We start from the raw sequence: 19,540 nt of genomic DNA, 5'->3' as shown, positions 1-19,540 counted from the left end.
CACGCCGACGACGGGGTCCGAGACCCGGACGGAGACGACACCAGAGATGACCTCCACCACCGACGAGGCGACCGCCTCGGCCCTGCCCCCGGTACGGGACTGGCCGGCGATCGACCTGCACGGCGCCGACTTCGACCCGGTCCTCACCGAGCTGATGCGCGAGGGCCCGGTCACCCGGATCTCGCTGCCCAACGGCGAGGGCTGGGCCTGGCTCGTCACCCGCTACGACGACGTCCGCGCCGTGACCAACGACCCGAGGTTCAGCCGGGCCGAGGTGATGGGCCGCCCGGTCACCCGGCTGGCCCCGCACTTCATCCCCGGTTCGGACGCGGTCGGCTTCCTCGACCCGCCGGACCACACCCGGCTGCGCCGCTCGGTGGCCTCCGCGTTCACCGCGCGCGGCGTGGAGCGGGTGCGGGAGCGGTCCCGGCGCCTGCTGGACGAGCTGGTGGACGACCTGCTCGCCAAGGGTCCGCCGGCCGACCTCACCGAGGCCGTGCTCAGCCCCTTCCCGATCGCCGTGGTCTGCGAGCTGATGGGCGTCCCGGCCTCGGACCGGGACCTGATGCACGACTGGACCCAGCGGATCCTGTCCCAGTCCCACGGTGCCGAGGTCAGCACACGGGCGCGCGAGGACATGGCCGCCTACTTCACCCGGCTGGTGGAGGAGCGGCGGGACAGCGACGGCGAGGACGTCACCTCGCTGCTCGGCGCAGCCGTCGGCCGCGGCGAGATCACCGTGCGGGAGGCCGTCGGGCTGGCGGTGCTGGTGCAGATCGGCGGCGAGGCGGTCACCAACAACAGCGGGCAGATGTTCTACCTGCTGATGACCCGCCCCGAGCTGGCCGAACGGCTGCGCGCCGAGCCCGGCGTCCGGCCGCGGGCGGTCGAGGAGCTGCTGCGGTACATCCCGCACCGCAACGCGGTCGGGCTGTCCCGGATCGCCACGGAGGACGTGGAGATCCGGGGGGTGCGGATCCGCAAGGGCGACGTGGTCTACAACTCCTACCTCGCCGCCAACCGGGATCCCGAGGTCTTCCCGGACCCCGACCGGATCGACCTCGACCGCAACCCCAACCCGCACGTCGCCTTCGGCTTCGGCCCGCACTACTGCGTGGGCGGCATGCTGGCGCGGATGGAGTCCCAGCTGCTGGTCGACGCCCTGCTGGACCGGGTGCCGGGGCTGCGGCTCGCGGTGCCGGCCGAGCAGGTGCCGTTCCGCAAGGGCGCGCTGATCCGCGGGCCCGAGTCCCTCCCGGTCACCTGGTGAGCCGCCGATGACCGTGACGGAAGGCCTGCTGGTGCCGCCCGGCGCCGGCCGCACGGTGGCCACGCCCGCCCAGCACGTGACGTTCAAGGTCACGGGCGCGCACTCGCGGACGGCGTCCAGCTTCGAGGTGGTCGTGCCGCCCGGCTTCGACGTCGGCGCGCACGTCCACACCCGCAGCGAGGAGCTGTTCTACGTCCTGGAGGGCGAGCTGGACGTGCTCGCCTTCGAGCCGCGGGTGCGCACGCCGGACAACTGGCGGCACTGGGAGTCCCTCTCGGGCAACCGGGTGGTGCGCGCCACCCCGGGCACGGTGATCGCCGTGCCGCCGGGGTGCCCGCACGCCTTCGCCAACCCGACGGACACCCCGGCCCGGATGTTCTTCCAGGCCGCGCCGCCGCCGGACCACGAGCGGTACTTCGAGGAACTCCTCGAGATCCTCTCGTCCGGCGGCCCGCCGGACGAGGCGGCGATCGAGGCGCTGCGGGCCCGCTACGACATCCAGCAGCTCACCCCGCTCCGCCACGGCGGCGCGGTCCAGGCGGCCGGCGTCACCCCGTGACCGAGGGGGCGCGGGACCCTTCCCGCGCCCCCTCGGAGCGGTACCGGAGCCGTACCGGAGCGCTGCCGGAGCCGCTCCGGTTCAGCGGACGTGGACGCCGGAGATGGTGCGGGCGATGACCAGGCGCTGGATCTCGCTCGTGCCCTCGAAGATGGTGTAGATGGCCGCGTCCCGGTGCATCCGCTCCACCGGGTACTCGCGGGTGAAGCCGTTGCCGCCCAGGATCTGGACCGCCTGGGCGGTGACCTTCTTGGCCGTCTCGCTCGCGAAGAGCTTGGACTGCGAGCCCTCGGCGCCGTCGAACGGCTTGCCGTTGACCGCCATCCAGGAGGCGCGCCACACCAGCAGACGTGCCGCGTCGACGCTGGTGCGCATGTCGGCCAGCTGGAAGGCCACGCCCTGGTTGTCGATGATCGGGCGGCCGAACTGGACGCGGGTCCTGGCGTACTCCAGGGCGTAGTCGTAGGCGGCGCGGGCGGTGCCGACGGCCATGGCGCCGACCACCGGGCGGGAGGCCTCGAAGGTCGCCATGGCGGCGTTCTTCACGCGCTCGCCGCCGGCCTTCCTCGCCTTCTCGCGGGCGCGGGCGAGGCGCTCGTCCAGCTTCTCCTTGCCGCCGAGCAGGCAGGAACCGGGGACCCGCACGTTGTCGAGGATGACCTCGGCGGTGTGCGAGGCGCGGATGCCGTGCTTCTGGAACTTCTGGCCCTGGGAGAGGCCCTCGGTGCCCGGCGGGATGATGAAGGAGGCGTGGCCCTTGGAGCCGAGCTCGGGGTCGACGACGGCGACCACGACGTGGACGTTGGCGATGCCGCCGTTGGTCGCCCAGGTCTTGGTGCCGTTGATCACCCACTCGTCCTTGGCCTCGTCGTAGACGGCGCGGGTGCGCATGGCGGCCACGTCGGAGCCGGCGTCGGGCTCGGAGGAGCAGAAGGCGGCGACCTTCACGTCGTCCGGCGTGCCGTACATCTGGGGGATCCAGGTGCCGATCTGCTCGTTGGTGCCGTTGGCCAGCACGCCGACGGCGGCGAGACCGGTGCCCATGATCGACAGGGCGATGCCGGCGTCGCCCCAGAACAGCTCCTCGGTGGCCATCGGGAGGCCGAGGCCGGTCTGGTCGAAGTACTGCTGGGCGTAGAAGTCCAGGGAGTAGATGCCCAGCTTGGCCGCCTCCTGGATGATGGGCCAGGGGGTCTCCTCGCGCTCGTCCCATTCCGCTGCCGCCGGGCGCATCACATCGGCGGCGAACCCGTGGAGCCAGTCCCGGACCTCCTTCTGCTCGTCGTTGAGTTCCATGGTGAACTCGGCCATGACCCCTCCAGTGCTGCCCAAGGTGTTACTTGCGGTAACCGCAGTCTGTTACTGGCGGGTAGGAAAGTCAACCCACCTGGTTTTCACCCGTTTCCGCAGGAGGGGGCCCTCGCGGCGGGTGTGGGGAGTGCCACGAGTTCCGAGCCGGAGGGCGGTCACGGGCCGATCAGTGTTACTTTGCGCAAGCATCACCGGAAACGCACGGGTGGGGAGAGCACCGACCATGGAGACGACGCAGCAGGGGACCCCCCAGCAGAGGTCCACCGAGCGGCGCCGGCGCGAACTGCTGGAAGCCGCGGACCGGGTGGTGCTCCGCGACGGCCCGGGCGCCTCCATGAACGCGATCGCGGCCGAGGCCGGGATCACCAAGCCGATCCTGTACCGCCACTTCGGCGACAAGGGCGGACTTTACGCCGCTCTGGCCCAGCGGCACACCGACGCCCTGCTGGACTCCCTGCGGGCCGCGCTGGACGCGCCGGCCGAGCGGCGGCAGCGGGTGGAGCGGACGCTCGACACGTACCTCGCGGCCATCGAGGCGCGGCCGCAGGTGTACCGGTTCCTGATGCACCCGGCGGACGGCGGCTCCGGCGGCGAGCCCGGGTTCGACGTGGGGCGGCACTCGGCGCCGCTGCTGCGGCGGATGGGCGAGGACCTGGCGCAGGTCATCGAGGAGCGGGTGGACCTGGGGCCGAACGGGCGGCAGCTCGCGCGGGTCTGGGGGCACGGGATCGTGGGCATGATGCACGCGGCGGGGGACTGGTGGCTCGGGGAGCGGCCGTGCCCTCGCGAGGAGCTGGTCCGCAGCCTGGCCGATCTCCTGTGGGGACGCCTCGCCGACGCCGGCGACCGCGCCGACGGCCCCGCCTTCTGACCCCTCCCCCACGCGCCGCCGCGGCGCCTACCCCTCGGCGGGCGGTCCGGCCGCCCAGGGCGCGCGGGATGCCTGGCGGAGGAGGCGGCGGTGGCGCCAGCCGGTGAGGCGGTCGGGGTAGACGAGGCCGTCGAGGTGGTCGCACTCGTGCTGCAGGCACCGCGCGAAGAACCCGGTGCCGACGACCTCCACCGGCTCCCCCGCGGCGGACCGCCCCCGCACCACCGCCCGGTCGAACCGCACCGTCCCCGCCTCCAGCCCCGGCAGCGACAGGCACCCCTCCGGACCCCGCACCGTCACCCCGTCGGCCTCCACCAGCCGGGGATTCACGACATGACCGAGATGGCGGACGTCCTCGTCGTCCGGGCAGTCGTAGACGAAGACCCGCAGCCCCTCCCCCACCTGGTTCGCCGCGAGCCCCACCCCGCCCGCCGCGTACATGGTGGCGAACATGTCCTCGACCAGCCGTTCGAGCTCCGGTCCGAATTCCGTCACCTCCGCGCAAGGCCTGTGCAGCACGGGGTCTCCGTGCAGGGTGAGTGGTCTCACGCGCCCGTCGGCGCCGGGGATCGAACCGTGTCGCATGCCGGTCAGGGTACGGTCACCCCAGGCCATGACGGTTCCGCGCGCCCCCCACGTCCTCCGTCGCAGCCGGTCACGGTGCGATGCCGATATTCGGCCGGGTGAGCGGATCTCGATAGGCTGAAGCCACCACACGCTGCCGGGACTCACGCGCGGCGCGTACGCAAGGAGGATCGAGAACTGATGGCAGGCACCTCGGACCCGCTGACGCCGCGGGCCAAGCTGGCCGTGACGGCGGGCAAGACCGCCGCGGCCGTCTCCCGGGCAGCCGGACGCGGCAGCGGCTCGGTGATCGGCGGCCGGGTCGCGCTGAAGCTGGACCCCGAGCTCCTGGCCCGGCTCGCGCAGGGCCTGGACATCACGCTCGTGTCGGCGACCAACGGCAAGACGACCACGACGCGCCTGATCGCCGAGGCGCTGCGCGCGGCCGGTCCCGTGGTCTCCAACGCGCTGGGCGCCAACATGCCCGCCGGCATCACCTCGGCCCTCGCCGAGCGCGGTGACGAGGCCCGCTTCGGCGTCATCGAGGTCGACGAGAAGTACCTGATCGCCGTCGCCCGCGAGACCGATCCCCAGTGCGTCGCGCTGCTGAACCTCTCCCGCGACCAGCTGGACCGCGCCGCCGAGACCCGCATGGTCGCCGAGAACTGGCGTGAGGGCCTGGCCGGCACCAAGGCCGTGGTGGTCGCCAACGCCGACGACCCGCTGATCGTGTGGGCCGCCTCCTCCTCGCCCAACGTGATCTGGGTCGCGGCCGGCCAGATGTGGAAGGACGACGCCTGGTCCTGCCCGTCCTGCGGCGGTGTGCTGCAGCGTCCGGGCGACGACTGGTTCTGCGGCGAGTGCGGCTTCCGCCGTCCGACGCCGAGCTGGGCGCTCTCCGGCGACCACGTGCTCGACCCGCACGGCTCGGCCTGGCCGATCCACCTCCAGCTCCCCGGCCGCGCCAACCGTGCCAACGCCACCTCCTCCGCCGCCGTCGCCGCCGTCTTCGGCGTGCCGCCGCAGGTCGCGCTGGAGCGCATGTACCACGTGCAGGCGGTGGCCGGCCGGTACGACACCGTCCAGTTCCAGGGCCGCGACCTGCGTCTGCTGCTCGCCAAGAACCCGGCGGGCTGGCTGGAGACGTTCTCGCTGATCGACCCGCCGCCGACCCCGGTGATCCTCTCGGTGAACGCCCGCGGCGCGGACGGCACCGACACCTCCTGGCTGTGGGACGTCGACTACTCGCGCCTGACCGGCCACCCGATCTTCGTGCTCGGCGACCGGAAGCTGGACCTGGCGGTGCGCCTGGAGGTCGCCAACCAGAACTTCCAGGTGTGCGAGAACCTCGACGAGGCGGCCCGCCTGGCTCCGCCGGGACGCATCGAGGTCATCGCCAACTACACCGCCTTCCAGGACCTGCGCCGCCGCGTCGGCAACTGACCCACGACCAGCGACTGACCCGCGACTCACCGTTCGAGGACCGACTCATGAGTGACAGCCAACTCCGGCTGGTGTGGATCTACCCGGATCTGCTCAGCACCTACGGCGACCAGGGCAACGCCCTCGTCGTCGAGCGCCGGGCCCGCCAGCGCGGCCTGGACGTGGCCCGCATCGACGTGCGCAGCGACCAGCCCATCCCGACCTCCGGCGACATCTACCTGATCGGCGGCGGCGAGGACCGTCCGCAGCGCCTGGCCGCGGAGCGGCTGCGCCGTGACGGCGGCCTGCACCGCGCGGTCGGCAACGGCGCGATCGTCTTCTCGGTCTGCGCCGGCTACCAGATCCTGGGCCACGAGTTCATCAACGACCTCGGCCAGCGCGAGCCGGGCCTCGGCCTGCTCGACGTGGTCTCGGTGCGCGGCGAGGGCGCCCGCTGCGTGGGCGACGTCCTCGGTGACATCGACCCGCGGCTCGGCCTGCCCCCGCTGACCGGCTTCGAGAACCACCAGGGCGTGACGCACGTCGGCCCGAACGCCAAGCCGCTCGCCCGGGTGCGCATCGGCAACGGCAACGGCACCGGTGACGGCACCGAGGGCGCGTACAACGACACCGTCTTCGGCACCTACATGCACGGCCCCGTGCTGGCCCGCAACCCGCACATCGCGGACCACCTGCTGAAGCTCGCCCTCGACGTCAACGCCCTCCCGCCGGTCGACGACCGGTGGTACGAGGCGCTGCGCCAGGAGCGCATCGCGGCGGCCACGCAGCCGGCCTGACCGGCGTCCGGCACCGCTCCGGGACACCCCCGAACTCGCCCGCGGAGAGCCCGTTTGACAGGGCATCCGCACAGGTGAGCGGGGGTGTCCGGCTGTCGGACGCCGGGTTCGGCAGGGGGCCCTCGCGCCGGTAGGGTGGCGGTCGTCAAGCCGGACGAAGCGGTCCGGTGCCGTCCCCCATCCAGAAGGTATTCCGCGCCATGCGCATTGGTGTGCTCACCTCCGGCGGCGACTGCCCCGGCCTCAACGCCGTCATCCGCTCCGTCGTCCACCGCGCCGTCGACGCCCACGGCGACGAGGTGATCGGTTTCCGCGACGGCTGGAAGGGCCTGCTGGAGGGCGACTACCTCAAGCTGGACCTGGACGCCGTCGGCGGCATCCTGGCCCGCGGCGGCACCATCCTCGGCTCCTCCCGCGTCCGCCCCGAGCACCTGCGGGACGGCGTGGAGCGGGCCAAGGGCCACCTGAAGGAGCTCGGCCTCGACGCGGTCATCCCGATCGGCGGCGAGGGCACCCTGAAGGCCGCCCGCCTGCTGTCCGACAACGGGCTGCCCATCGTGGGCGTGCCCAAGACCATCGACAACGACATCGCGGTCACCGACGTCACCTTCGGCTTCGACACCGCCGTGGGCGTGGCCACGGAGGCCCTGGACCGGCTGAAGACCACCGCCGAGTCGCACCAGCGGGTGCTGATCGTCGAGGTGATGGGGCGGCACACCGGCTGGATCGCCCTGCACTCCGGCATGGCGGCCGGCGCCCACGCGATTGTGGTGCCCGAGCGGCCCTTCGACATCAAGGAGCTGACCGAGCGGGTCGGCGCGCGGTTCGAGGCCGGCAAGCGGTTCGCGATAGTCGTCGTGGCCGAGGGCGCCAAGCCGCTCCCGGGCACCATGGACTTCGCCGAGGGCGGCAAGGACGCCTACGGCCACGAGCGCTTCGCCGGCATCGCCAACCTGCTGGCGGTCGAGCTGGAGCACCGCCTCGGCAAGGAGGCCCGCCCGGTGATCCTGGGCCACGTCCAGCGCGGTGGCACGCCCACCGCCTACGACCGGGTCCTGGCGACCCGCTTCGGCTGGCACGCGGTGGAGGCCGTCCACCGCGGCGAGTTCGGCAGGATGACCGCGCTGCGCGGCACCGACATCGTCACCGTGCCGCTGGCCGAGGCCGTGGCCTCGCTCAAGACGGTCCCCGAGGAGCGGTACGCCGAGGTCCCCACCGTGGTGTGACCCGGCCCCCGACGCCTGTGAGCCCGCACGGCCGCAGGTGAACCGCCCCCGGCCGCCGGCACGGCCGGGGGCGGTTCTAGTCTGGTGCGGACAGATTTGCACAACCCCCACGAAACAGGAGCCGGCGGATGGACCACAGCGGTCACGGCGCCATGGATCTGCCCCCGTTCACCCTCGCCCGGGGGCTCGCCTGGTCCCCGGACGCCTTCTTCCTCGTCGCCTGCCTGCTGGCGCTCCTGCTCTACGGCTGGGGCGTGGTGCGGATGACGCGGCGCGGGGACCGCTGGCCGGTCGGCCGGACGGTGTCCTTCGTCGCCGGTGTGCTCAGCGTGGTGCTGGTGATGTGCACCGGGCTGAACGACTACGGCATGGTCATGTTCAGCGTGCACATGGTGCAGCACATGGTGCTGAGCATGCTCTCGCCGATCATGATCCTGCTCGGCGCACCGGTCACCCTGGCGCTGCGCGCCCTTCCGGTCGCCGCCCGCGGCACCCTGGGCCCCCGCGAGCTGCTGCTGAAGCTGCTGCACAGCCGGTACATGCGGGTGATCACGCACCCGCTGTTCACCATCCCGATGTTCATCGCCAGCCTCTACGCGCTGTACTTCACGCCGCTGGTGGACATCCTGATGGGCTCGTACCTGGGCCACGTCGCGATGATGGTGCACTTCTTCGCGGTGGGCGTGGTCTTCTTCTGGCCGATCATGGGCGTGGACCCCGGTCCGCACCGTCCCGGGCACCTGATGCGGATGCTGGAGCTCTTCGCCGGCATGCCGTTCCACGCGTTCTTCGGCATCGCGCTGATGATGGCGTCCACCCCGATGATCGGGGCGTTCGCCGACCCGCCGGCCTCGCTCGGCATCGACGCCATGGAGGACCTGAACGCGGCGGGCGGCATCGCCTGGGCGTTCAGCGAGATCCCGTCGGTGCTGGTGCTGATCGCCCTGCTGTTCCAGTGGTACCGCTCCGAGCAGCGGGAGGGCCGCCGCAAGGACCGCGCGGCGGACCGGGACGGCGACGCGGAGCTCGAGGCGTACAACGCGTACCTGGCCTCGCTGCGCGCGGGCTCGGCCCGCCAGGGCTGACGCCCGGCGGCGCCACCCCCTCGCCCGGGGCCCGGTCCCCCGCTCGGGGTCCGGTCCCCGGTCAGGTGTCGCGCAGCGCCACCAGGGCCAGGAACAGGGCCCCGAGCACGAGCCAGCCGAACCACAGCCAGCCGTTGCTGCCGAGGGCCACCGAGTAGGCCGACACGACGACCAGGCCGCCCACCGCGAGCGCGCCCATGGTCTTGGTGGAGCCGGGCATCTTGGAACCAGGTGTTACGGGCATGGCGACCTCCTCAGGTCCGCTACCCCCATGGTGCCCCGCCCGCCCCCGATGTCACCCTCTGCGGAGGCCTCCGGTTCCGGGACCCGCGGGATGCACCCCGGGCCGGTACTTCGGCAGCCGCACGGTGACCTTCATCCCGGCGCCCGGGGCCGTCTCGATGACCAGCCCGTAGTCGTCCCCGTAGACCTGCCGGAGCCGGTCGTCCACGTTGGACAGGCCGATGCCCCCGCCGGGCCCGGCCTCCCCGGCGAGGATCCGCCGCAGCGCGTCGGGGTCCATGCCGACGCCGTCGTCCTCGATGACGACGACCGCCTCCGCGCCCTCGTCCCGGGCGGTGATGGCGATGCCGCACGTGTCGCCGCGGCCCTCCAGCCCGTGTTTGACGGCGTTCTCCACCAGGGGCTGCAGGCACAGGAACGGCAGGGTGACCGGCAGCACCTCGGGGGCGATCTGCAGGGTCACCGCCAGCCGGTCGCCGAAGCGGGCGCGGACCAGTGCCAGGTAGTGGTCGATGGCGTGCAGTTCGTCGGCGAGGGTGGTGAAGTCGCCGTGCCGCCGGAAGGAGTAGCGGGTGAAGTCGGCGAACTCCAGCAGCAGCTCCCGGGCGCGCTCCGGGTCGGTCCGGACGAAGGAGGCGATCACGGCGAGCGAGTTGAAGACGAAGTGGGGCGAGATCTGCGCCCTCAGCGCCCTGATCTCGGCCTCGATCAGCCGGGTCCGGGACCGGTCGAGGTCGGCCAGCTCGAGCTGGACGGACACCCAGCGGGCCACCTCCCCCGCCGCCCGGACCAGCACCGCGGACTCCCCCGGCGCGCAGGCGACCAGCGCGCCGAGCACCCGGTCGTCGACGGTGAGCGGGGTGACGACGGCCCAGCGCAGGGAGCAGTCGGGGGTCTCGCAGCGCAGCCGGAACGCCTCGCCGCGGCCGGACTCCAGCGGACCGGCGAGGCGCTCCATGATCTCGGCCCGGTGGTGGGAGCCCGCGCCGTCCCACACCAGGACGCGCTCCCGGTCGGTGAGGCAGAGGGCCTCGGTGCCCAGCAGGGAGCGCAGCCGGCGGGCGGCGCGGCGGGCGGTCTCCTCGGTGAGCCCGGCGCGCAGCGGCGGGGCGGCCAGCGAGGCGGTGTGCAGGGTCTGGAAGGTGGCGTGCTCCACGGGTGTGCCGAGCCCCGCCGGATAGGACGGCCGGGCGGTGCGGCGGCCGAACCAGAACCCGGCGGCCAGCAGCGGCAGCACGGCCGCGCAGACCCCGGCGAGGAAGGCGCCCAGGGTGGTCATGTCGCGTTCTCCTTCCGGACGGGGCCGCCGCCGATCTCCTCGGGGAGGTGGAAGCGGGCGAGGACGGCGTCGGTGTCCGGCGGCACCCGGCCGGGGGTGGCGAGGGAGACCAGGATCATGGTGAGGAAGGCGAGCGGCACGGACCACAGCGCGGGCCAGGCGAGCAGGGCGTAGGGCACGCCGTCCACCGGGTCGTGGCCGACGACGGTGACCGACACCGCGGCGAGCGCGGATCCGCCGCCGACCAGCATGCCGGCGGCCGCGCCGGGCGGGGTGAGCCGCCGCCACCAGATGCCGAGCACCAGCAGCGGGCAGAAGGAGGAGGCGGAGACCGCGAAGGCGAGTCCGACGGCGTCGGCGATGGGCAGCCGTCCGGCCAGCACGCTCGCGGCGAGCGGCACGGCCATGGCGGTCACCGCGCCGACCCGGAAGTGGCGGATGCCGCGGGAGGGCAGCGCGTCCTGCGCGATCACCCCGGCGAGGGCGACGGTGAGTCCGGAGGCGGTGGAGAGGAACGCGGCGAACGCCCCGCCGGCCAGCAGGGCGCCCAGCAGGTCGCCCCCGAGGCCGCCGATCATCCGGTCCGGGAGCAGCAGCACCGCGGCGTCGGTGTTGCCGGTGAGGACCAGTTCGGGGGCGTACATCCGGGCGAGGGCGCCGTAGACCGGGGGCAGCAGGTAGAAGGCGCCGATCAGGCCCAGGACGGCGACGGTGGTGCGGCGGGCGGCCACCCCGTTGGGGCTGGTGTAGAAGCGGACCACCACGTGCGGCAGGCCCATGGTGCCGAGGAAGGTGGCGAGGATCAGCCCGTAGGTGGCGTAGAGCGGGCGTTCCCCCCGGTCGGGGCCGGAGGAGTCGGAGAGCGCGGCGCTCCCGGCGCCCTGGGCCACCGGGACCTCGGCACCCTCGGGGAAGGCGAGCCGCGCGCCCGCCTCGACGGTGTGGACGCCGGCGGGCAGTCCGACCCGGTCGCCGTCGTACGGGCGGCCGTCGACACGGCCGTGCACGGTGACGGTGAGGGGTTCGGCGAGGCGGATCTCCACGGTGTCCTGGACCCGCACGGTGCGGTGCTCGCGGAAGGCGGCGGGTTCGTCGAAGGCCCGGGCGGGCGCCCCGTCGCCCTGCCAGGCGAGGACCAGGAAGAGGGCGGGGACCAGCAGGGCGGTGAGCTTGAGCCAGTACTGGAAGGCCTGCACGAAGGTGATGGACCGCATCCCCCCGGCGGCGACGTTGGCGACCACCACCACCGCGACGATCACCGACCCCAGCGCGCCGGGCGCGCCGGTGAGGACCTTCAGGGTGAGTCCGGCGCCCTGCAGCTGGGGCAGCAGGTAGAGCCAGCCGATGCCGACGACGAAGGCGCCGGAGAGCCGCCGCATGCCCTGCGAGGCGAGCCGTGCCTCGGCGAAGTCGGGGAGCGTGTAGGCGCCGGACCGGCGCAGCGGGGCGGCGACGAAGAGCAGCAGGAGCAGGTATCCGGCGCTGTATCCGACCGGGTACCAGAGCATGTCGGGTCCCTGGACGAGGACCAGTCCGGCGATGCCGAGGAAGGAGGCGGCGGAGAGGTACTCGCCGCTGATGGCGGCCGCGTTGAGGCGGGGTCCGACGGTGCGGGAGGCGACGTAGAAGTCGGAGGTGGTGCGGGAGACCCGCAGGCCGAAGGCGCCGACCAGGGCGGTGGCGACCACCACCAGGGCCACGGCGGCCACGGCGTAGCTCTCGTTCATGGGGCGGGGGTCTCGTTCACGTCGCTCGGGTCTCGTTCACGGGGCGGGGGGTCTCGTACACGGGGCGGAGGTCTCGTCCGTCGCCGGGGGTCTCGTGCGGGGGCCGGGAGTCTCGTTGCCGGGGTGCGTCGCGGTCAGCGTTCCTGGTCCTCGACGAGCCGCACGAAGTCCCGCTCGTGGCGTTCGGCCCGCCGCACGTGCCAGCGGGCCAGCAGCACCAGCGGCGGGTAGAGGCAGAAGCCGAGCACGGCCCACTCCAGGAGGCGGCCGTGCGGGGCGGTGGCGAACACCAGGGGCAGCGGGACGACCAGCGCGGCGAGGACCGCGAAGACGGCGAGCGCGGTGCGGAGCTGGGCGCGCATCAGGGAGCGGACGTAGGTGTGGCCGAGGGTGGTCTGCTCGTGGATCTCGGTGCGGGGCCGGTAGCGGGCGCCGTGGGCGGGGCCCCGGTGGCGGCGGGGCGGGCCGGTGACCACCACGCGGGCGGGGACGCGGCGCTCGGTGGCCCGGGGGGCGTCGTGGGGCATGGCGGCGGCCTCCTACGCGGCGCCGCGGCGCATCAGCAGCTCGCGCAGTTCGCGGGCGTGGCGGCGGCTGACCTGGAGTTCCTCGCCGCCGACGAGGACGCTGACGGTGCCGGCGGCGAGGCGGAGCTCGTCGATGTGGCGCAGGGCGACCAGGTGGCGGCGGTGGATGCGGACGAACCCGTGGGACCGCCAGCGCTCCTCGAGGGTGGACAGCGGGACCCGGACCAGGTGGCTGCCGGTGGCGGTGTGCAGCCGGGCGTAGTCGCCCTGGGCCTCGACGTGGGTGATGTCGTCGACCTGGACCAGGCGCCGGACGCCGCCGAGGTCGACGGTGATGGCGTCCGGTTCGGGCTCGTGCACGGGGATGCGGGCGGCCCGCAGCTCGTGGGCGCGGCGGACGGCCTCGGCGAGGCGTTCCCGGCGGACCGGCTTGAGGACGTAGTCCACGGCCTTGAGGTCGAAGGCGCGCACCGCGAAGTCCTCGTGGGCGGTGACGAAGACGACCAGGGGCGGGCTGGCGAAGCCGGTGAGCAGGCGGGCGAGGTCCAGGCCGTCGAGGCCGGGCATCTGGATGTCGAGGAAGACCACGTCGATGGCCTCGGGGCCGTCCGGGCCGGACTCCAGGGCCCGGTTGATGCGGCGCAGCGCCTCGGTGGCGTCCGACGCGCCCTCGGCCCTGCCGATCCGTGGGTCGGATTCCAGCAGGTAGAGGAGTTCGCCCAGGGAGGGGCGTTCGTCGTCGACGGCGAGGGCTCGCAGCATGAAGGTGGAGTGTAAGAGGTAATCGCACAAATGGACATGAGTGGACGGGTCCCGGGCGCCGGCGGAGGCGCGGATCCCGGCGGGCCCGCGCATTCCGCTCCGGAACACCCCGCTTGGTCGCTTGTCGGCGCTTTGCCCGCTTCCTAACGTGGGGGCATGTCCGTTAGACGTGCGCCGCGCCGACGGCGCTACCTCCTGTGCGAGCCCCGCCATTTCGACGTGACCTACGCGATCAATCCCTGGATGCGTCCGGACGAGGAGGTCGACGCCGGACGCGCGCACCGCCAGTGGGAGGCGCTGGCCGCCGCCTACCGGACCCACGGGCACGTGGTGGAGACGATTCCGCCGGTGGCGGGGCTGCCCGACATGGTCTTCGCGGCCAACGCGGCGCTGGTGCTCGGTGGGCGCGCGCTGGGTTCGGTGTTCCACGCGGCCGAGCGGCGGGAGGAGTCGGAGCACTACGAGCTGTGGCTCAAGGAGGCCGGCGTCCCGGTGCGGCGGGCCCGGACGGTCTGCGAGGGCGAGGGGGACCTGGTGCCGGTGGGCGGCCGGGTGCTGGCCGGGACCGGGTTCCGCACCACGCCGCAGGCCCACCGGGAGGCCGAGGAGTACTTCGGCGTCCCGGTGGTGGGGCTGCGGCTGGTGAATCCGTTCTTCTATCACCTCGACACCGCGCTCTTCGCCCTCGACGACGAGAACGTCGCCTACTACCCGGACGCCTTCGCGCCCGAGAGCCGTGCGGTCCTGGAGCGGCTGTTCCCGCACGCGGTGATCGCCACCCTGGGGGACGCGCTGGCCTTCGGCCTGAACTCCGTCTCCGACGGACGTCACGTCTTCATCGCCCCCGCGGCGGTGGCCCTGGCCGAGGAGCTGGCGCACCGCGGCTATGTCCCGGTCCCCGTCGACCTGTCGGAGTTCCGCAAGGCCGGCGGGGGCATCAAGTGCTGCACCCTGGAGGTCCGCCCATGACCGCGCCCACCCTGCCCTCCGACCGTTCCGAGGGCTCCGGCCCCTCCCGCCGGGACGGGGCCGCGCCCCGCGACTCCGCCGGGCTGATCCGCGCCGAGGAGTCCGTCCTCGCGCCCAACTACCATCCGCTGCCGGTGGTGGTGGCGCGGGCGGAGGGCGCCTGGGTGGAGGACGTGGAGGGCCGCCGCTACCTCGACCTGCTGGCCGGCTACTCCGCCCTCAACTTCGGCCACCGGCACCCCGTCCTGGTGGAGGCCGCGCACCGCCAGCTCGACCGGCTCACGCTGACCTCGCGGGCCTTCCACAACGACCGGCTCGCCGGTTTCGCGGAGCGGCTGGCCGCGCTGACCGGGCAGGAGATGGTGCTGCCCATGAACACCGGCGCGGAGGCGGTGGAGAGCGCGGTCAAGGTCGCCCGCAAGTGGGCCTACGACGTGAAGGGGGTCCCGGAGGACCGGGCGACGATCGTGGTCGCCGCCGACAACTTCCACGGGCGCACGACGACGATCGTGGGCTTCTCGACGGACGACACGGCCCGGGCGGGCTTCGGCCCCTTCGCGCCGGGGTTCCGCGTCGTGCCGTACAACGACCTCGCCGCGATCGAGGCGGCCGTGGACGCGACCACGGCGGCGGTGCTGCTGGAGCCGGTGCAGGGCGAGGCCGGGGTGATCGTCCCGGACGACGGCTACCTGGCGGGCGTCCGGGAGATCACCCGCCGGGCCGGCTGCCTGTTCGTGGCCGACGAGATCCAGTCCGGGCTGGGGCGCACGGGGTCCACGCTGGCGGTGGACCTGGAGGACGTCACGCCCGACCTGGTGCTGCTGGGCAAGGCGCTGGGCGGGGGCATCGTGCCGGTGTCGGCGGTGGTCGGGCGGCGCGACGTCCTGCAGGTGCTGGGCCCGGGCACGCACGGCTCGACGTTCGGCGGCAACCCGCTGGCCGCGGCGGTGGGGTCGGCGGTGGTGGGGCTGCTGGAGACCGGCGAGTACCAGCGGCGGGCGGCCGAACTGGGCATCGTCCTGCGGGACGGGCTGGCGCCGCTGGTGGGGCGCGGGGTGGTCGCCTTCCGTACGCGGGGGCTGTGGGCGGGGGTCGACGTGGATCCCGCGCTCGGCACGGGCCGGGAGATCGGTGAGCGGCTCCTCGCCGAGGGGGTCCTCGTCAAGGACACCCACGGCTCCACGATCCGCATCGCGCCCCCGCTGACCATCACCGAGGACCAGCTCCACGGCGCCCTCACGGCCCTGGCCCGCGTCCTGACCAGCGGCTGACGTCCACCGCCGGCGGGCACCGGGAACCGGCCGGGTGCCCGCTCCCACCGGTGGCGCCGTGACGGCACCGGTGGGAGCGGGCGCCGGCGCTCCCGGTCCCGCACTCCGCCGCGGCCCCGGACGAAACCGCCGGCGTCGTCGGCACGTCCTGGTGACATGACCACTGCTGCATCCGCGTCCTCCTCCCGCACGTCACCGAACTGGCCGCACTGCGGACACGGCGCGACCCCGGCCCAGCCGGTCGGCTGCCGGGGCGTCCGCGTCGGTGATCACGTCCACTGCCTGGCACACCTGGGGGAGGCCGACCGCGCGGCCTACCTCGCGGCGCTCCCACCCGGCAGCGACATCGACCACCGTGGCACCCCCTTCACCGCCGAACTCCTCGACGAGCTGCTCAACGCCCTGCGCGACCCCGCCACCGATCGCCCCCGGGTCGGCAACGCCTTGTTCGACGGCGCGTCCTTCTCCGACGTCGCCGGGTTCGGCCGGGCGTCGTTCGCCGAGGACGCCTCGTTCCAGGGGGCGTCCTTCTCCGGCACCGCGTTCTTCGGCTGGGCCTCCTTCTCCGGAAACGCCTCGTTCCAGGGGGCATCCTTCTCCGGCACCGCGTTCTTCAACCGGGCGTCGTTCTCCGGTGTCGCCTCGTTCCTCGAGACCTCCTTCTCGCACGACGCCTACTTCGAAGAGGTGTCCTTCTGCGCCGACGCCCGCTTCGGTGAGGCGGCCTTCTCCCGCGACGCCCGCTTCAGCAGGTCCTCCGTCTCCGGAGCCGCCGGATTCCTCCAGGTCTCCTTCGCCCGTGTCGCCCGCTTCGACCGCGTGTCGTTCTCCCACGACGCCTGGTTCGGTGACGCGTCCTTCGCCCACGACGCCTGGTTCGACGACGTGTCCTTCGGCGGTGACGCCTACTTCGACCGGGCGTCCTTCTCCGGCAGCGCCGGGTTCCACTCCGTGTGCTTCTCCGGCGACGCCCGGTTCGACGGGGCGCGGTTCGAGGCGGCCTCGCGACTCGGGCCACTGGTGTGCGGTCGTCGGGTGGTGCTCGACGGGGCGGTGCTCCAGCAGCCGGTGACGCTGGAGATGGCCGCCCGTCAGGTCAGTTGTGCGCGCACCCGGTGGGCGTCGACCGCCACGCTGCGCCTGCGCTACGCCGAGCTGGACCTGAGGGACGCGGTCTTCGAGTATCCGGTACTCGTCGCCGCGGGCCTCACCCGTTTCACGCGGTCCGAACCGGCCACCGGCTGGTTGCCGGAGACGGAACTGTCCGACCTGGAGCCCGGCGTGCGTCTGAGGTCGGTGGGCGGGGCGGACGTCGCCCACCTGGCGCTGCACGACGTCGACCTGAGTACCTGCCGGTTCGCCGGGGCCATCCACCTGGACCAGCTGAAGGTCGACGGCTGGTGCACCTTCACCACCGCTCCCCCCGGCTGGAGTCGGCACTTCCCCTGGCGGTGGAGCCGGCGCAACACCCTGATCGAGGAACACCACTGGAGGACGCTCGTCGCCCCCAGCCCCGAGCGGGCCGCCTCCTCGGGCTGGAAGAGCCCCCCGCCGGACGCCCCGCACCTGAAGCCGGCCGCCGTGGCGGCGCTGTACCGGCAACTGCGCAAGTCGCTGGAGGACGGCAAGAACGAGCCGGACGCGGCCGACTTCTACTACGGCGAGTGCGAGATGCGCCGCCACGACACCACCCGGTCCCGGGGCGAACGAGCGTTGCTGGGCCTCTACTGGGCCCTGTCGGGGTACGGGTTGCGTGCCGCCCGCGCCTTGGCCTGGCTGGGGGCGGCCATGACCGTGACGGTCGCGGTGATGATGCTGTGGGGTCTGCCGGCACACGACCCGAAGCCGACCACCACCGGCCGGCAGACCGCGGCCGGGGAGGAGATCGTCCTGATCACCGACACCCCCGCACCGGTCGACCCGACCGGCCCGGCGGCCGAACGCGTCACCGCCGAGCGCCTGGAGAAGAGTCTGCGGGTGGTGATCAACTCGGTGCTCTTCCGCTCCTCCGGCCAGAACCTCACCACCATCGGCACCTACACCGAGATGGCCTCCCGGCTGGTCGAGCCCGTCCTGCTCGGCCTGGCCGTCCTCGCCGTCCGCAGCCGCGTCAAACGCTGACCGCGGCACCCCGCGGCGTGCGAGGTGCGGGTGGGAGAGGTCGGTCGAGGGTGACGCACAGCGCGTGGAGGGCCTCGTCGAGCAGTCGGCGCAGGAGCAGGGCGTCGGGCGCGACGGCGGTGATCAGGGCGGCGGGACCGGGGAGCGGGACGAGGGAGGCCGTCGTCCCGAACACTCCCGGCGTCACCGGCCTCGCGCCGAGGACCGGGTCCACCAGCAGCACCTGGCCCACCGCCCGGTGGCCGCCGAGCACCGCGGGCCCGTCCCAGCCCCTCGGCGCGCCCGGTCCGCAGGTCACCTGCTGGTCGAGCACCAGGTCCGGGCCCACCCGCACCGTCAGCCGCGAGCGCAGATCCCCCGGCGGCTCCCCGTGCCGACCCAGCACCTGCTCCTCCCGCAGCAGCAGCCGCCCGCCCTCGGCGACCTCCACCCGGGTGAGGACCTCCAGCTCGCTCCCCCGCACGGAGATCAGCGGCTCCGGCTCCCACCGCAGGGCCGCGTCGTCCGCCACCCGCAGCCGCGTCTCGTACCGCGCCGGTTCCTTGCCCTGGCCGGGCAGCGCGATCGTGGCGGCCGCCGAGCCGACCCGCAGCCGGGCCCCGGCGGCGACGTCCGCCTCCAGCAGGAACCGGTCGCCGCCCAGCGGTCCGCTCATCGCCCCGACCACCCGCACCCGCGCCTCGCCGTCGGCGTCCCGCGTCCGGCGCAGGGCGAGCGGTCCCTCGCCGGCGAGCACCGGCAGCGCGGTCCCGCCGCGCCCGTCGGGCACCGCCCGCAGACGCGCGTGCGCCCGTACCCCCGCCGTACCGCCGCCCACCGTCACGACCGCCATGCGGCCAGCCGCTCCCTCACCCACGCGGCGACCTCGGCGACCCCGGGCTCGCCGCGCAGCGACTGGAACACCACCGGCAGCTCCGCCCGCTGGGCCTTGGCGTCGGCGGCCATCCGGGACAGGTCGGCGCCGACGTACGGCGCCAGGTCCGTCTTGTTGACGACCAGCAGGTCCGCGGTCGTCACCCCGGGGCCGCCCTTGCGCGGGATGTCGTCGCCGCCCGCCACGTCGATCACGAAGATCTGCGCGTCCACCAGTCCCTTGGAGAACGTGGCGGTCAGGTTGTCCCCGCCGGACTCGACGAGGATCAGGTCCAGCGGTCCGACCGTGTCCTCGAGGTCCTCCACGGCCTCCAGGTTGGCGGAGATGTCGTCGCGGATCGCGGTGTGCGGGCAGGCGCCGGTCTCGACGGCGGAGATCCGCTCCGGCGGCAGCACCGCCTCGCGCAGCAGGAAGTCGGCGTCCTCGCGGGTGTAGATGTCGTTGGTGACGACGGCCAGCGAGAGGTCGGCCCGCAGTTCCCGGCAGAGCGCGGCGACCGTGGCGGTCTTGCCGGAGCCGACCGGACCGCCGAGCCCGACGCGCAGGGCGCGGCGCCTTCCGTCGGGGCGGCGCGCGTCGGCGCTGACGGCGCCCTGGCGGCCGTCGTGCGAGTGCTCCAGGTGCATCGGCGAACTCCTCTGATCGGAACGTGCGTCGGGGGA

At 73.6% G+C, this 19,540-nt stretch carries 19 protein-coding genes; 10 read left to right on the top strand and 9 right to left on the bottom strand.

Going from position 1 to position 19,540, the window contains the following annotated elements; translation table 11 throughout:
• Window positions 1-46 precede the first annotated feature (46 nt).
• Window positions 47-1,270: a cytochrome P450 gene (locus tag ABZ836_RS18490; protein ID WP_356134727.1), complete on the top strand. Its 1,224-nt coding sequence runs from the start codon at window positions 47-49 to the stop codon at window positions 1,268-1,270.
• Window positions 1,271-1,277: 7 nt separating this feature from the next.
• Window positions 1,278-1,829, top strand: coding sequence for a cupin domain-containing protein (locus ABZ836_RS18485; protein WP_356134725.1), 552 nt, complete (start codon window positions 1,278-1,280; stop codon window positions 1,827-1,829).
• Window positions 1,830-1,910: 81 nt separating this feature from the next.
• Here ABZ836_RS18485 and ABZ836_RS18480 read toward each other — a convergent pair whose 3' ends face one another.
• On the bottom strand, window positions 1,911-3,140 hold the full coding sequence (locus ABZ836_RS18480) for an acyl-CoA dehydrogenase family protein (RefSeq protein ID WP_356134724.1): 1,230 nt from the start codon (window positions 3,138-3,140) through the stop codon (window positions 1,911-1,913).
• 223 nt (window positions 3,141-3,363) lie between these two features.
• On the opposite strand from ABZ836_RS18480, the gene ABZ836_RS18475 reads away from it, so the two are divergent.
• Window positions 3,364-4,011, top strand: a complete 648-nt coding sequence (locus ABZ836_RS18475; protein ID WP_356134722.1) for a TetR family transcriptional regulator — start codon at window positions 3,364-3,366, stop codon at window positions 4,009-4,011.
• Between the two features lie 27 nt (window positions 4,012-4,038).
• Here ABZ836_RS18475 and def read toward each other — a convergent pair whose 3' ends face one another.
• A complete protein-coding gene (gene def / locus ABZ836_RS18470) occupies window positions 4,039-4,596 on the bottom strand; it encodes a peptide deformylase (protein ID WP_356134720.1) in 558 nt (185 codons plus the stop codon).
• Window positions 4,597-4,776: 180 nt separating this feature from the next.
• Between def and ABZ836_RS18465 the strand changes: the two genes are divergently transcribed.
• From ABZ836_RS18465 to ABZ836_RS18450, 4 genes are all read left to right on the top strand, one after another.
• A complete protein-coding gene (locus ABZ836_RS18465) occupies window positions 4,777-6,018 on the top strand; it encodes a MurT ligase domain-containing protein (RefSeq protein WP_356134718.1) in 1,242 nt (413 codons plus the stop codon).
• A gap of 47 nt (window positions 6,019-6,065) precedes the next feature.
• On the top strand, window positions 6,066-6,794 hold the full coding sequence (locus tag ABZ836_RS18460; RefSeq protein ID WP_356134716.1) for a glutamine amidotransferase: 729 nt from the start codon (window positions 6,066-6,068) through the stop codon (window positions 6,792-6,794).
• A gap of 200 nt (window positions 6,795-6,994) precedes the next feature.
• Window positions 6,995-8,020: a 6-phosphofructokinase gene (locus tag ABZ836_RS18455; protein ID WP_356134714.1), complete on the top strand. Its 1,026-nt coding sequence runs from the start codon at window positions 6,995-6,997 to the stop codon at window positions 8,018-8,020.
• Between the two features lie 128 nt (window positions 8,021-8,148).
• Window positions 8,149-9,105 carry a cytochrome c oxidase assembly protein gene (locus ABZ836_RS18450; RefSeq protein WP_356134712.1) on the top strand — a complete coding sequence of 319 codons (957 nt, stop codon included), beginning with the start codon at window positions 8,149-8,151 and terminating at the stop codon, window positions 9,103-9,105.
• 61 nt (window positions 9,106-9,166) lie between these two features.
• Here ABZ836_RS18450 and ABZ836_RS18445 read toward each other — a convergent pair whose 3' ends face one another.
• The 5 genes from ABZ836_RS18445 to ABZ836_RS18425 all read right to left on the bottom strand — a co-directional run bounded on the left by ABZ836_RS18445 (window position 9,167) and on the right by ABZ836_RS18425 (window position 13,643).
• Entirely contained in the window at window positions 9,167-9,349 is a 183-nt protein-coding gene (locus tag ABZ836_RS18445; protein ID WP_356134877.1) for a hypothetical protein, read from the bottom strand.
• A 51-nt stretch (window positions 9,350-9,400) separates the two neighbouring features.
• Entirely contained in the window at window positions 9,401-10,618 is a 1,218-nt protein-coding gene (locus ABZ836_RS18440; RefSeq protein ID WP_356134868.1) for a histidine kinase, read from the bottom strand.
• 5 nt (window positions 10,619-10,623) lie between these two features.
• Complete coding sequence (locus ABZ836_RS18435) at window positions 10,624-12,354, bottom strand: cation acetate symporter (protein ID WP_356134710.1); 1,731 nt, start codon at window positions 12,352-12,354, stop codon at window positions 10,624-10,626.
• Between the two features lie 134 nt (window positions 12,355-12,488).
• The gene (locus tag ABZ836_RS18430) at window positions 12,489-12,881 is read right to left on the bottom strand and encodes a hypothetical protein (RefSeq protein WP_356134708.1); all 393 of its coding nucleotides are present in this window, start codon (window positions 12,879-12,881) and stop codon (window positions 12,489-12,491) included.
• Between the two features lie 12 nt (window positions 12,882-12,893).
• The gene (locus ABZ836_RS18425; protein ID WP_356134706.1) at window positions 12,894-13,643 is read right to left on the bottom strand and encodes a LytTR family DNA-binding domain-containing protein; all 750 of its coding nucleotides are present in this window, start codon (window positions 13,641-13,643) and stop codon (window positions 12,894-12,896) included.
• 156 nt (window positions 13,644-13,799) lie between these two features.
• Here ABZ836_RS18425 and ddaH point away from each other — a divergent pair, with 156 nt between their 5' ends.
• The 3 genes from ddaH to ABZ836_RS18410 all read left to right on the top strand — a co-directional run bounded on the left by ddaH (window position 13,800) and on the right by ABZ836_RS18410 (window position 18,004).
• The gene (gene ddaH / locus ABZ836_RS18420; protein ID WP_356134704.1) at window positions 13,800-14,612 is read left to right on the top strand and encodes a dimethylargininase; all 813 of its coding nucleotides are present in this window, start codon (window positions 13,800-13,802) and stop codon (window positions 14,610-14,612) included.
• Window positions 14,609-15,883, top strand: coding sequence for an ornithine--oxo-acid transaminase (gene rocD, locus ABZ836_RS18415; RefSeq protein ID WP_361143412.1), 1,275 nt, complete (start codon window positions 14,609-14,611; stop codon window positions 15,881-15,883). The genes ddaH and rocD overlap by 4 nt, the downstream gene beginning before the upstream one ends.
• 156 nt (window positions 15,884-16,039) lie before the next feature.
• Window positions 16,040-18,004 carry a pentapeptide repeat-containing protein gene (locus tag ABZ836_RS18410; protein WP_361143409.1) on the top strand — a complete coding sequence of 655 codons (1,965 nt, stop codon included), beginning with the start codon at window positions 16,040-16,042 and terminating at the stop codon, window positions 18,002-18,004.
• Here ABZ836_RS18410 and ABZ836_RS18405 read toward each other — a convergent pair.
• Together ABZ836_RS18405 and ureG are read right to left on the bottom strand one after the other, a co-directional pair.
• Window positions 17,994-18,836: an urease accessory protein UreD gene (locus ABZ836_RS18405; RefSeq protein WP_361143406.1), complete on the bottom strand. Its 843-nt coding sequence runs from the start codon at window positions 18,834-18,836 to the stop codon at window positions 17,994-17,996. The two genes, ABZ836_RS18410 and ABZ836_RS18405, sit on opposite strands and share 11 nt — an antisense overlap.
• Window positions 18,824-19,504, bottom strand: a complete 681-nt coding sequence (gene ureG, locus ABZ836_RS18400) for an urease accessory protein UreG (protein ID WP_356134697.1) — start codon at window positions 19,502-19,504, stop codon at window positions 18,824-18,826. The genes ABZ836_RS18405 and ureG overlap by 13 nt, the downstream gene beginning before the upstream one ends.
• Window positions 19,505-19,540: the final 36 nt, after the last annotated feature.

Origin of the sequence: Streptomyces sp. NPDC047130, assembly GCF_040643475.1 — a bacterium.
Lineage (GTDB): Bacteria > Actinomycetota > Actinomycetes > Streptomycetales > Streptomycetaceae > Streptomyces.
Note: the sequence above shows the minus strand (reverse complement) of the source record. Positions and strands in the feature narration are given on the sequence as shown.

What these genes read in the sequence shown, in the direction of transcription:
- ABZ836_RS18490 (WP_356134727.1), top strand. Translation starts at nt 47, where the DNA reads ATGACCTCCACCACCGACGAGGCGACCGCCTCGGCCCTGCCCCCGGTA.
- ABZ836_RS18485 (WP_356134725.1), top strand. Translation starts at nt 1,278, where the DNA reads ATGACCGTGACGGAAGGCCTGCTGGTGCCGCCCGGCGCCGGCCGCACG.
- ABZ836_RS18480 (WP_356134724.1), bottom strand. Translation starts at nt 3,140, where the DNA reads ATGGCCGAGTTCACCATGGAACTCAACGACGAGCAGAAGGAGGTCCGG.
- ABZ836_RS18475 (WP_356134722.1), top strand. Translation starts at nt 3,364, where the DNA reads ATGGAGACGACGCAGCAGGGGACCCCCCAGCAGAGGTCCACCGAGCGG.
- def (WP_356134720.1), bottom strand. Translation starts at nt 4,596, where the DNA reads ATGCGACACGGTTCGATCCCCGGCGCCGACGGGCGCGTGAGACCACTC.
- ABZ836_RS18465 (WP_356134718.1), top strand. Translation starts at nt 4,777, where the DNA reads ATGGCAGGCACCTCGGACCCGCTGACGCCGCGGGCCAAGCTGGCCGTG.
- ABZ836_RS18460 (WP_356134716.1), top strand. Translation starts at nt 6,066, where the DNA reads ATGAGTGACAGCCAACTCCGGCTGGTGTGGATCTACCCGGATCTGCTC.
- ABZ836_RS18455 (WP_356134714.1), top strand. Translation starts at nt 6,995, where the DNA reads ATGCGCATTGGTGTGCTCACCTCCGGCGGCGACTGCCCCGGCCTCAAC.
- ABZ836_RS18450 (WP_356134712.1), top strand. Translation starts at nt 8,149, where the DNA reads ATGGACCACAGCGGTCACGGCGCCATGGATCTGCCCCCGTTCACCCTC.
- ABZ836_RS18445 (WP_356134877.1), bottom strand. Translation starts at nt 9,349, where the DNA reads ATGCCCGTAACACCTGGTTCCAAGATGCCCGGCTCCACCAAGACCATG.
- ABZ836_RS18435 (WP_356134710.1), bottom strand. Translation starts at nt 12,354, where the DNA reads ATGAACGAGAGCTACGCCGTGGCCGCCGTGGCCCTGGTGGTGGTCGCC.
- ABZ836_RS18430 (WP_356134708.1), bottom strand. Translation starts at nt 12,881, where the DNA reads ATGCCCCACGACGCCCCCCGGGCCACCGAGCGCCGCGTCCCCGCCCGC.
- ABZ836_RS18425 (WP_356134706.1), bottom strand. Translation starts at nt 13,643, where the DNA reads ATGCTGCGAGCCCTCGCCGTCGACGACGAACGCCCCTCCCTGGGCGAA.
- ddaH (WP_356134704.1), top strand. Translation starts at nt 13,800, where the DNA reads ATGTCCGTTAGACGTGCGCCGCGCCGACGGCGCTACCTCCTGTGCGAG.
- rocD (WP_361143412.1), top strand. Translation starts at nt 14,609, where the DNA reads ATGACCGCGCCCACCCTGCCCTCCGACCGTTCCGAGGGCTCCGGCCCC.
- ABZ836_RS18410 (WP_361143409.1), top strand. Translation starts at nt 16,040, where the DNA reads ATGACCACTGCTGCATCCGCGTCCTCCTCCCGCACGTCACCGAACTGG.
- ABZ836_RS18405 (WP_361143406.1), bottom strand. Translation starts at nt 18,836, where the DNA reads ATGGCGGTCGTGACGGTGGGCGGCGGTACGGCGGGGGTACGGGCGCAC.
- ureG (WP_356134697.1), bottom strand. Translation starts at nt 19,504, where the DNA reads ATGCACCTGGAGCACTCGCACGACGGCCGCCAGGGCGCCGTCAGCGCC.